Genomic DNA, 11515 nt, shown 5'->3' with positions numbered 1-11515 from the left:
CAAAACAGAAATGGCCTGCGTTCGACAAAGCACTTAAGAATCCCACTGCTTTAGCTGTGGGAGTGTCAAACCTCGTTCCAATTTTGATTTCGATACTGGTAACAGGCGGTATTGTGGGTTTTAATTTGGTCGCTTTTTCAAGGATGGCCTATAACTATCAAGTATCTGATACAAATATAATAATCAATATAACACTTTCTTTCATAACTGTAGGTATTTCTTATACTCTGCTCGATTTGATACGTCAGAAAAACTGTGTTATTCGACCCTTACAGGATGCTTTTCAAGTCTTTAGTCGACGTTATTTTATACCTGTTCTACTCATTCAACTTCTGCAGGGACTTTTTGTGACATTATGGAGCTTCCTGTTCATTATACCTGGCATAGTAAAATCATATGCTTATTCTCAGGCATTATTTATTTATAAAGATAGATCAGAAGGCTTTGAAAATGCCTATCCCTCTTCTTTAGAGTGTATTACGGAAAGCAAAATGATGATGCATGGGCATAAAACAAGATTATTCCAACTTCATTTAAGCTTCATAGGCTGGAACATTCTGGAAGTCTTTACTTTGGGAATTGCATCAATATATGTCAGACCCTATATAGCTACAGCTGAGGCCGTGTTTTATGATAATTTACAAGACGTCATTCAAGGTCGTCCAGTAGACTATACTTATTCTGAAGAAGCTCCATTTCAAGATGATTTTTATGAAGAATCAGATGATGACGATGATGAATTTAATGACTTCTAAGTAAATGATAAGGTACCTAACAATCTAGATGCATTGTTAGGTACCTTATTTAAAACCATATAGTTAAAAAGAACCAGCCAATCATAATCAGCTGCAAAAGACCTTCTGCTAAACGACCGCTCAAAAAGCCTATGAGCGTACCGAAGGCTGCTTTAAAAGCGTCACTTACATTATCCTGTTGCCAAATCTCTACGATGACAACAGCAACAAAAGGTAAGATTAAAATACCGAAAGGGGGATAAACGAAAGTACCGACAATAATAGCCACTGTGGCGACACGCTCTCCCCATTTACTTCCTCCAAACTGTTTGACAGCCAGCGATCCGGTAAAAATATCCGCTAGTATTAAAATCACTGTAATGACTCCCATGGATAACCAAAAGAAAGTGGTTAGTTCATTAGCGTTTATAAAAAAGTGATAAATTAAAAATCCACCCCATACCGCCAGAACGGATGGCAAAACAGGATAAATCAATCCAACAAAACTAGTGATAAATAAAGCGATCACTATGATCCATAATAAAACATCCATACACACGTATCCTTTCTATCTGAAAACGCTCTGTGTTTAGTATACAAGACATCGTTTCAGAAGAAAAAAGAAAAGTATTTTAATAGATAGCAATATCTGAGAATCCGTCCTATAATGAAAGGGAACAGAAGATAGAATCAATGGGGAGGGGATAGTAGTGAGTGCTTTTAAAGAACTAATGCACACATATAAAAAAAATGACCCGGCTGCCGGTAGTACTTTAGAAATTGTGTTAACTTATCCAGGAGTTTGGGCGTTGTTTTTCCACCGTATCTCCCACTATTTATATAATAAAAATAGTCGATTACTCGCTCGTATGCTATCGCAGTTTGCCCGATGGTTAACGGGAATTGAAATTCATCCTGGAGCAAAGATAGGGAAGAGGTTCTTTATAGACCACGGTATGGGCACCGTTATTGGAGAAACGACTGAAATCGGAGATGATGTTATCATATTTCACGGCGTGACATTAGGAGGACGAGGAGATGAAAAAGGAAAGAGACACCCCACTATTCATGATGGTGTACTGCTTTCTGCTCATGTCCAGGTCATAGGAAATATTACGATAGGAAGCCATGCTAAAATTGGTGCTGGAGCGGTGGTTCTAAAAGATATTCCGGCTAATGTGACAGCTGTCGGTATTCCAGCAAAAGTCGTTAAGTCAAAACAGAATGAAATCAGTTGAGAGGATCTTAGTCTTCAAAATAAAACATCCGCTTAATCTTGTCATAAGATCAGGCGGATGTTATTTTAATATGCTTTATCTGCGACGTCTGCCGCCACCGAAAAGAAGGAACAAACGCATCACGCTTAGGAAAGAGGCGATAGCTGCCGCAATATAAGTTAACGCAGCCGCATTCAGAACTTTTCGTGCTTGAGGCAATTCTTCTGCAGTCAAAATGTTTTGATCTTCCAGTACACGAATGGCGCGCTTGGAAGCGTCAAATTCAACAGGCAACGTCACTAACTGAAAGAGTAGTGTCAGTGAAAAGAGTAAAATACCAATATTAATCAATATCTCGCTTCCTCCTAAGAAAAAGCCGAGTAATAATATAGGAAAAGCCGCTGTTTGTCCAAAGTTGGTAACGGGTACTAAGGCTGAACGTAAACGCAAGAAACTGTAGTTATCTCGATCTTGCATAGCGTGCCCCGCTTCGTGAGCAGCGACTCCAATAGCAGCGACAGAGGTAGAGTTGCGTGTCGAGTCTGATAAACGCAGAACATTTTCCTCTGAGTTATAATGGTCCGTTAAATTACCTCGGATACCTTCTAAACGAACATTTGGCATATTGGATGAAACCAGAATTTTTTTCACGACATCTGTAGCTGTTAAGCCTTTTTGACTTTCAATGTTGCTGTATTTACTGTAAGTGGATTGCACATACATGCTGGCAAAACCAGAAATGGCTAATCCGATAATAATTAAAATCATGGTTGGATCCCAAAAGAATGGAAAATAGGGCATAACAATAACCTCCTAATACTTTATGTGAAGCTGTGCTTTTATTATAACACAAAACAAGCATATAAACTGTTGAGGAATCCAAACTTGTATGAGTTCTTTGTGAAAAAACAATGACATTAAACGAGACGCGCCTTTTTTATAAAATATCTCCAATAGTTAAGGGGATGGGGTTAGAAAAGGCCAGATGATAGTTTTTTTATTTGATTTAGTAAATTTACTTGTAGAATTTTACTAAAGACGATACAATGAAGTGGAATAAATAACAGGAGAGATGCTGAATGAAACGAGAAGAGTTATTAAAAGGGTTTAAAGAACAGTTTGGTTACGAGGGTGAGCGTGTTTTTTTCTCGCCAGGACGAATTAATTTAATTGGCGAACACACGGATTACAATGGAGGAAAAGTCTTTCCATGTGCCATTACAATGGGAACATATGGAGTGGTTAAGGCAAGAACGGATAAGGAAGTCCATGCCTTTTCAGGGAATTTCCCAGAGAAGGGGAAGCTGGTTTTTAATATAGAAACTATTAGCTACAAAAAAGAAGATAATTGGACCAACTATGTCAAAGGAATGATAAAATACATTCAAGAAAAAACAGGCGACTTGCCTCATGGCTTTGACTTGTATGTATATGGCACGATTCCGACAGGTGCGTCTCTTTCTTCATCGGCTTCTTTAGAACTGCTTTCAGGTGTCATTGTAAGAGAACTTTATGGTTTATCTATCCCTCAGTTAGATCTGGTAAAAATGGGAATGCGAACTGAAAATGAATTTTTAGGTTTAAACTCCGGTATATTAGATCAGTTTGCGATTGGTATGGGTAAAGAAGGGCATGCGATGCTACTGGATACGACCAGTTTAGAATATGAGCAGATTCCTTTAGTTTTACCTCAACACAAAATCATTATCATGAACTCAATGACTCAAAGAGAGCTAGTGGATTCGGAATACAACACACGACGCGAACAATGTGAAGCCGCACTGAAAGAATTACAGACGGCATTAGACATTCAATCTCTTGGGGACTTGACGGAAGAAGACTTTGAAGAAAATAAACATGTAATATCAGATGATGTATGGCTTCGCCGAGCAAAACACGCTGTGTATGAAAGTGCGCGAACAGAAAGAGCAGCCGAAGTACTAAAGAAAAATGACTTAAAAACATTTGGGCAGTATATGGATGAGTCTCATGTTTCTTTACATGAAGACTATGAAGTAACAGTAGAGGCAACAGACTTATTACCAAGATTAGCTTGGGAAGAACAGGGAACGGTTGGGGCACGTATGACAGGTGGCGGATTTGGTGGCTGCTGTATCGCTATAGTTGAGAATGAGTACGTGGATCGTTTTATTGAGAATGTTGGTAAAGGATTCAAAGAAAAAATCGGACATGAAGCAGAATTTTATATTGCTGAAACGTCTGATGGAACAAAGGAATGGATTGTAAATGACTAAAAACATAGACCAGACCATCGTAGATTTTGTCAATTGGAGTGTTCAAGAAGCAGATGTTGACCCCTTGGACCGAGTGTATATTAAGAATCGTTTGCTCACTTTACTAGGTAAAATAGAAATAAGTCCATTGTCTCCCTCAGCTGAACCGGTGGATGCGCTTCAGTTGCTGGACGACATGATTGACTATGCCGTACAAGAAGAAGTAATTGAAGATTTATCTTCAGCGAAAGATAGTTTAGGAGCTAAAATCATGGATTTGATTACTCCTAGCCCTTCAGAAATCAATCGCTTGTTTTGGTCAGCTTACGAAGACTCTTACGAAAAAGCTACTCAATTCTTTTTCAGAAAAAGTCAATTAAATAATTATATTAAAACAAGAGAAATCGCAAAAAATATTGAGTATACGCATGCGACTGAATATGGAGATCTAGAAATTACAATCAATTTGTCTAAACCCGAAAAGGACCCTAAGGAAATTGCGTTGGGTGCGAACAGTTCAAGCAGCTATCCGGAATGTATGCTTTGTCTAGAAAATGAAGGATATGAAGGGCACATCACCCATCCTGGTAGAGCCAATCATCGTATCATTCGCATGAATGTTAATGGAGAAGAATGGGGCTTACAGTACTCCCCTTATGCTTATTACAACGAGCACTCTATTTTCTTGTCAAAAGTCCATCGCAAAATGAACGTAGGGATACGAGCTATTGAAAACTTACTGGATATCTTAACGACTTTCCCTCATTATTTTGTCGGTTCAAACGCAGGGTTGCCAATTGTAGGGGGATCCATCTTATCCCATGACCACTATCAGGGTGGTCGGTATACGTTTCCGCTGGAACAATCAGAGATCGAAAAGGAAATAGAATTGGCCGAGACACCATCGGTTCAAGCTGGAATTGTGAAGTGGCCGATGTCTGTTATTCGCTTGAGAAGTGAAAACAAAGAAGAACTCATACAAGCCGCTGATAAAGTTATGACTCAATGGGAAAAGTACTCCAATGCGTCCGTTGGTATTCACTCCCACACTGACGGAACCCCGCATAATGCTATCACGCCGATTGCGAGAAGAAAAGGGGAAGCCTTTGAGCTGGATATGGTCTTAAGAAATAACCGAACGTCAGAAGATTATCCAGATGGTATCTTCCATCCTCATCCACCTGTTCAGCATATTAAGAAAGAAAACATTGGACTTATCGAAGTGATGGGGTTAGCTATTTTACCTCCTCGATTAAAGACAGAATTAGAAACGGTCCGTCAGTATTTAATTGGAGAAGCGGATTCAGTTGATGCGATTCACCAAAGATGGGCAGATGAGTTAAAACAAAATAATACTATAACAGCAGACAATGTAAAGGATGTTGTGGAAGAAGCAGTAGGAGAAGTCTTTTTACAAGTATTAAAAGATGCAGGTGTCTTTAAACGAGATGAAGAAGGCATGCAGGCATTTTTAGATTTTGCTCAAACACTAAATTAAAAGATAGGAGAATAGGAAATGGAAATCACTAAAGAATTATTTGGTCGTTTAGAAGGAAAAGATGTATATGAATACACCTTAACCAATGATAATGGAGTCAAATTAAGTGCGATTCCCTACGGAGCGACAGTGACAAAAATAGTTACTCCGGATAAGAAGGGTGAAATGAAAAACATTACGCTTAACGTTGATAATTTAGACGACATTGTGGCTAACCGTCCGTATTATGGTGCGACAATTGGCCGTATAGCAGGGCGAATTGCAAAAGGGCAATATAAACTTGGTGGGGTCACTCATCAATTAGCAGTGAATGAAGGAGAGAACCTTTTACACGGAGGACCAGAAGGTTTTGATACCCAATTATGGGATGTGGAAGAAGTAACGAGTGAAACAGAAGCGAAACTCATATTTACTTATGAAGATCCTGCTGGGAAAAATGAATTCCCAGGAACTATGCAATTAAAAGTCACCTTTACATTAACGAACAAAGATGAATGGGTTATTGATTACGAAGCGACCACAGATGCCACCACTCTCTATAATCCAACGAATCATGTGTACTTTAATTTAACAGGCGATGTCAAACAAACGATTTTAGATCATGAGTTACAAATCGCCAGTGATTACTATGGCTCTTTAAATGAAGAAACGTTGCCAACGGGTAAATTAGAAAAATCAGATGGGACACCTTTTGATTTCTCATCTCCTAAGCCAGTTAAAGAGGCTGTGTTATCTGATCATCCTCAAATTAAACCTATCAATGGATTGGATCATCCATTTGTATTAAACCAAAAAGAAGACGTTAAAGTGGTTCTATTTGATCCTGAGAGTGGAAGGGAAGTTAAAATGTTCACGGATATGAACAGTGTCGTTGTCTTTACGCATAACGTCGAAATAGACGATTATTTAATTGAAGGTGAACCGGCTAAGCAATATGCGGGACTGACATTGGAGACTCAAGTACTGCCAGATGCTATTAACCAGCCAGGCTTTGGAAATATTATTCTAAGACCTAATGAAACTTTCCATTCTCGAACAACCTACCAATTCGGAGTGAGAGACTAAGGAGATAAAGGAGCGCAGAAATGGCTACATTAAAAGATATAGCAGAGAAAGCTAAGGTATCTCCTTCAACTGTTTCTCGCGTATTGAACTATGACCCTACCTTATCAGTTGGAGAAGACACGAAGAAACGTATATTTGAAGCAGCTGAAGAATTAGAATATAAAAATATAAAGCGTAGTCCGGCTAAAGCAAAGGGTAAGATAGCCATCATAAACTGGTATACTGAAGAAGAAGAGTTAAACGATGTTTACTATATGTCTATACGCTTAAGCGCTGAAAAAGAAGCAGAAGCACTCGACTATGATTATATTCGAGTCTACAATAAAGAAACACTGATAGAAGATTCAGAACTTGTAGGGATATTAGCCATTGGTAAATTTAGTGACAAACAAATTTCTGTACTAGCCAAGAAAAATATTCCTCTCTGTTTTGTTGATTACTTGCCTAAAGGCGACTACGATAGTGTCATTGTGGACTTTAAAAAAGCCATTAGACGGAACATTGACTATTTGATTTCAAAAAACCATGAGAAAATTGGGTTTATCGGGGGAACAGAATCCTTTAGTGACGGGTCTGGCACATGGGTGGACCCGAGAGAGAAAATCGTCAAAACGTATTTAAAAAGAAAAGGCATGTACCATGAGGATTACTTTTTTACTGGAGCGTTTCGTGTAGAAGAAGGCAGAAGAAATATGCTGGAAGCTATGGAAACCATACCAGAAAGCGAGAGGCCGACCGCATTTATTGCTGCGAATGATGCTATCGCCATTGGGTGTTTAAAAGCCTTGTATGAAAAAGACATCAAAGTACCTAATGAAATCAGTATTATTGGGTTTAATGATATTTCTACAGCTAAATATATCACCCCAGCCTTGACGACCGTACGTGTGCACACAGAAGAAATGGGTCAAACAGGGATTCAACTTCTGCATGAACGCATCTATAATGGGAGAGAAGCTTTAAAAACAGTTATTTTGTCTACTAAGTTAATCGAACGAGAAAGTACGTAATAAATTGAGAACACTCTCTTGATATCAAGAGAGTGTTCTTTTCCTATTATAATTTATTTAACTTTTCAAATGCATTGTCTTTTGGCTCGTACCCTAACTTGACTCGTGCTGACTCAATATCCAGTCTTGGGAAGGTGTTATTTGAAAGCCCATTGACGAGCAAGTAAGGCTCATCAAGAGTAGCTTCTAAACAGCAGTCAATTAAATGGTTCATGTCTCTAGCTGAAAAGTAAGCAGCCATGCCTCTTAAATCTGTATCCTCACCGAGTTCACTATCATCTGATTTATAATCACCAATACGAATACCGATTGATTCAATTCCTTTTTTAAAGGCATAGTAGCTGGCTAAAGCTTCTAAGTAGGCTTTTGACACACCATATAAATCATCCGGTCTCACTTGGTCTGTGGTTTTGACTTGGACATTATCCGGATAAGCATCTGATGCGTGGATGGAACTAGCAAATATGATACGTTTAACGGAAGATTCTGCCGCTTTATAATATAAATTTTGAGGTAAGAAATAGTTTAACTCAACGAGGTCTTCATAAAAATCAGCTTCAGGATCTGGGTTTCCAGCTAGTTGAATGACATAATCCACTCCATCTAGTAAACCGTTCCACTCTTCCAGCTTAGAGAGATCAGCTTCTACTATCTTAGCATTTTCCTTTAAATCGTCTGGAAAATCCGAGAAGTCAATATCTGCCAAGACCAGGTCATACTTGTCTTTTAAGTGTCTGGTTAAATTTTTACCAATGGTCCCTGTTGCTCCTGTAATTAATATTTTTGTCATTAATCGTCACCCTTTACTATTAAACTTCTTCTTTAGTGTATGATTAGTCTAAAAGAAAATCAAAAGATACGCCTTTAAGTGGCAGTTTAGTTCCTCACGGTCCTAAAATATGCTAAAATTATTTTAAAGAGAGAAGATTGAGGAGCCAGAAAATGAAAAGTTTAGGTATCGATACATCCAATCAAACCATGTCTGTTGCATTAGTTGAGGACGGAAAATTAAGGGCAGAACGCGTGGTCAATGTCAAAAGAAATCACAGCATCCAGTTAATGCCGACTATTGAGGCCCTTTTTAAAGAAGTAAACTGGAAACCGAATGAACTGGATCGCGTGGTCACGGCTAAAGGACCCGGTTCATATACAGGAGTAAGAATAGGAGTCACCATTGCTAAAACTCTGGCCTTTACTCTAGGTATTGACCTAGTGGGAGTATCCAGCTTAAAAGTCTTGGCAGCTAATGGGGAACGCATTCCCGGTTCCTATATTGTTCCTGTATTCAATGCCAGAAGAGATAATCTTTATACTGGCCTGTATCACTACCGTCAAGATGAACTGGTGCAGGTGGAAGCAGATACGCATATATCGGCAGAAAAATGGGCGCATTATCTTAAGCAATTAAAGGCGCCTATCCAAATAGTTGGAGAAGATAAGGAACGATTTGAAGACCTATTCAAGAGCGTCTTAGGAGATATGCTCTATACGCTGCCTGCCGCTAGAGACTATCCAAGAGCTAGTGCACTGATAGAACTGGGGGAAAAAGAGGAAGCGGAAGACGTTCATGTATTCGAACCTGATTATATCAAATTAGCTGAAGCCGAACAAAAGTGGGTGGAGGCCAATCCGGGTAAACTAGAAGGAGGCGAGTGGGTTGAAAAACTTTAAAGAATGGTTTACGGATAAAGTGTCTAAACAGACAACCAAAGTATTGGTCCCTTTGAAAATGCGAATGAAACTCCAGCAACCCTTTTATGCCTTGACGGATGAACGCTTTTTAAAAGCTAAAGTAGCTGAAGATGAAGATGTGGACAGTATAGTGATCATTGAGAGGCTATGCTATAATGGTCAGACGCCCTGGACCCGATCAGCTATTATGCATGAAATCCGGTACAATAAAAATGCCTTTTACATTGTTGTATATGATGAAGATCAACCTGTTGCCTTTATCGGAGCCTGGTTTGTGGATGGAGAAGCTCATATCACAAATATTGCCACCATCCCTGACTATCAAAATAAAGGGATCGCTAGTTATTTAATAAAAGAAATCATTGCTTTGGGTCATGCAGAAGATATGAAGAAATTAACTTTGGAAGTCAGAGTCTCTAATCATACCGCTCAAAGTCTCTACCGGACGTTAGGATTTAAAGATGGGAAGATTAAAAAGAATTACTATGCCAATGACTATGAAGATGCATTGGAAATGACGCTCCCTCTTTATCCCCCTCAAGGGGACATATCTGAATGGAAATAACGGAGTGGAGTATTCGCCCCTATCATCCAACCGAAAGACAAGAAAAGACTTTCTACTCTATCGCGAAAGAGGCCTTTGCTTATGGATCGCCTTGGTCCCCTGCTCAATTTCAGGAGACTCTTGCTAGAGAAGAGTTGTTTTTCTACGTGGCCGAAAGGCATAAGGAGATTATTGGTTATATTGGTGGGCAAGTTCTGCCAGATGATGGAGAAATCTATACGATAGTGGTAGGTAAAAAGTATCAGAAGCAAGGGATTGCTGAACACTTATTACGCGCGTTCAAAGAAGAATGCACAAGGCAGGGAGCGGCTAGTATCTTTTTGGAAGTTCGCCTTTCAAATAAAGAAGCTCAGGCTTTTTACCTAAAGAATGGATTTGAAGAAATAGGGATTCGGAAGAATTACTATCGGTTCCCAAAGGAAGACGCCTTACTTATGAGGTGTTCACTTAGAAAGAAGGAAAAGGATGTCTAAAAAACGAATTTTAGCCATAGAAACAAGCTGCGATGAAACGAGTGCAGCTGTCATAGAAAACGGAGAAACTATTTTGTCCAATGTTGTGGCTTCCCAGATTAAAAGTCACCAGCGTTTTGGAGGAGTCGTTCCAGAAATTGCGAGTCGTCATCATGTGGAACAAATTACCCTGATTATTGAAGAAGCAATGAAGGAAGCCCATGTGACGTATGAGGAATTGGATGCCGTTGCTGTAACAGAAGGTCCCGGTCTTGTGGGTGCCTTACTTATAGGAGTCAACTCAGCTAAAGCTATCGCCTTTGCTCATGATATTCCGCTAATAGCGGTGAATCATATTGCCGGGCATATATTTGCCAATCAATTGGTTTCTCGCCTAGAATTTCCCCTTTTGTCTTTGGTCGTCAGTGGCGGACACACAGAACTCATCTACATGGAAAAAGAAGATTCATTTGAGATTATTGGTGAAACACGAGATGATGCGGCAGGAGAGGCATATGATAAAATCGGGCGAGTATTAGGGGTACCTTATCCAGGTGGCAAACATATTGATGAGATGGCCCATAAAGGGGAAGACACTTTTCATTTCCCTCGAGCAATGATGCAAGAAGACACTTATGATTTTAGTTTTAGTGGACTCAAAAGTTCCTTTATTAATACGGTTCACAATGCAAAGCAAAAAGGGGAAGAGCTCGATTCTGAAGATTTAGCAGCGAGCTTCCAAGCAGCTGTGATAGAGGTGCTAGTAGATAAAACCATTCGAGCGGCTAAAGAAAAGAATGTGAAGCAACTGGCTTTAGCAGGCGGAGTGGCCGCGAACAAAGGCTTGCGGGAAGCACTTGAAACCAAGGTAGCTGAAGAGCTGCCAGATGTTGAATTACTCATTCCCCCCTTGTCTTTATGTGGGGACAATGCGGCTATGATCGGTGCAGCAGCGTTTACGAAATTGAAAAACGAGCAATTTGCGAACCTAGCCTTAAACGGTACGCCGGGTCTGTCTGTTTCCTGAATATAGAAAAAACGAGCACTC

Annotated in this window: 13 protein-coding genes; 10 read left to right on the top strand and 3 right to left on the bottom strand. The window is 39.5% G+C overall.

Translation table 11 applies throughout. The features are described 5' to 3' along the window. Window positions 1-755, top strand: a 755-nt coding sequence (locus ABDZ53_RS03380; RefSeq protein WP_343753980.1) for a DUF975 family protein, incomplete at its 5' end; no start/stop codon positions are given. A gap of 49 nt (window positions 756-804) precedes the next feature. Here the strand turns inward: ABDZ53_RS03380 and ABDZ53_RS03375 are convergent. Further along, window positions 805-1287: a DUF456 domain-containing protein gene (locus tag ABDZ53_RS03375; RefSeq protein ID WP_343753978.1), complete on the bottom strand. Its 483-nt coding sequence runs from the start codon at window positions 1285-1287 to the stop codon at window positions 805-807. A gap of 178 nt (window positions 1288-1465) precedes the next feature. On the opposite strand from ABDZ53_RS03375, the gene epsC reads away from it, so the two are divergent. Next, a complete protein-coding gene (epsC, locus tag ABDZ53_RS03370; RefSeq protein WP_343753984.1) occupies window positions 1466-1972 on the top strand; it encodes a serine O-acetyltransferase EpsC in 507 nt (168 codons plus the stop codon). Between the two features lie 75 nt (window positions 1973-2047). On the opposite strand, the gene ABDZ53_RS03365 is transcribed toward epsC, so the two are convergent. Beyond that, window positions 2048-2752, bottom strand: a complete 705-nt coding sequence (locus ABDZ53_RS03365) for a zinc metallopeptidase (RefSeq protein WP_343753976.1) — start codon at window positions 2750-2752, stop codon at window positions 2048-2050. 278 nt (window positions 2753-3030) lie between these two features. Here ABDZ53_RS03365 and ABDZ53_RS03360 point away from each other — a divergent pair, with 278 nt between their 5' ends. Genes ABDZ53_RS03360 through ABDZ53_RS03345 form a run of 4 tightly spaced genes read left to right on the top strand, consistent with a single transcriptional unit; the run spans window position 3031 to window position 7758 of the window. Continuing rightward, on the top strand, window positions 3031-4206 hold the full coding sequence (locus tag ABDZ53_RS03360) for a galactokinase (protein WP_343753974.1): 1176 nt from the start codon (window positions 3031-3033) through the stop codon (window positions 4204-4206). Continuing rightward, window positions 4199-5683, top strand: a complete 1485-nt coding sequence (gene galT, locus ABDZ53_RS03355) for a UDP-glucose--hexose-1-phosphate uridylyltransferase (protein ID WP_343753972.1) — start codon at window positions 4199-4201, stop codon at window positions 5681-5683. The genes ABDZ53_RS03360 and galT overlap by 8 nt, the downstream gene beginning before the upstream one ends. Window positions 5684-5701: 18 nt before the next feature. Continuing rightward, entirely contained in the window at window positions 5702-6748 is a 1047-nt protein-coding gene (locus ABDZ53_RS03350) for an aldose epimerase family protein (RefSeq protein WP_343753970.1), read from the top strand. A gap of 20 nt (window positions 6749-6768) precedes the next feature. Next, window positions 6769-7758, top strand: coding sequence for a LacI family DNA-binding transcriptional regulator (locus ABDZ53_RS03345; protein ID WP_343753968.1), 990 nt, complete (start codon window positions 6769-6771; stop codon window positions 7756-7758). Between the two features lie 46 nt (window positions 7759-7804). Here the strand turns inward: ABDZ53_RS03345 and ABDZ53_RS03340 are convergent, their stop codons facing one another. Next, window positions 7805-8548: an NAD-dependent epimerase/dehydratase family protein gene (locus ABDZ53_RS03340; protein ID WP_343753966.1), complete on the bottom strand. Its 744-nt coding sequence runs from the start codon at window positions 8546-8548 to the stop codon at window positions 7805-7807. Between the two features lie 152 nt (window positions 8549-8700). On the opposite strand from ABDZ53_RS03340, the gene tsaB reads away from it, so the two are divergent. The 4 genes from tsaB to tsaD are packed head-to-tail and all read left to right on the top strand — an operon-like array spanning window position 8701 to window position 11494. After that, window positions 8701-9429 carry a tRNA (adenosine(37)-N6)-threonylcarbamoyltransferase complex dimerization subunit type 1 TsaB gene (tsaB, locus tag ABDZ53_RS03335; RefSeq protein WP_343753964.1) on the top strand — a complete coding sequence of 243 codons (729 nt, stop codon included), beginning with the start codon at window positions 8701-8703 and terminating at the stop codon, window positions 9427-9429. Beyond that, window positions 9416-10015: a ribosomal protein S18-alanine N-acetyltransferase gene (rimI, locus tag ABDZ53_RS03330; RefSeq protein WP_343753962.1), complete on the top strand. Its 600-nt coding sequence runs from the start codon at window positions 9416-9418 to the stop codon at window positions 10013-10015. Before tsaB ends, rimI (ABDZ53_RS03330) begins: the two co-directional genes overlap by 14 nt. After that, complete coding sequence (gene rimI, locus ABDZ53_RS03325) at window positions 10006-10488, top strand: ribosomal protein S18-alanine N-acetyltransferase (RefSeq protein ID WP_343753960.1); 483 nt, start codon at window positions 10006-10008, stop codon at window positions 10486-10488. The genes rimI (ABDZ53_RS03330) and rimI (ABDZ53_RS03325) overlap by 10 nt, the downstream gene beginning before the upstream one ends. Beyond that, the gene (gene tsaD / locus ABDZ53_RS03320) at window positions 10481-11494 is read left to right on the top strand and encodes a tRNA (adenosine(37)-N6)-threonylcarbamoyltransferase complex transferase subunit TsaD (RefSeq protein ID WP_343753957.1); all 1014 of its coding nucleotides are present in this window, start codon (window positions 10481-10483) and stop codon (window positions 11492-11494) included. Before rimI (ABDZ53_RS03325) ends, tsaD begins: the two co-directional genes overlap by 8 nt. The last annotated feature ends 21 nt before the right edge of the window (window positions 11495-11515 follow it).

The organism is Alkalibacterium iburiense (assembly GCF_039521845.1).
In the GTDB taxonomy this organism is placed as follows: domain Bacteria; phylum Bacillota; class Bacilli; order Lactobacillales; family Carnobacteriaceae_A; genus Alkalibacterium; species Alkalibacterium iburiense.
This window is presented reverse-complemented; position numbering and strand designations above follow the sequence as displayed.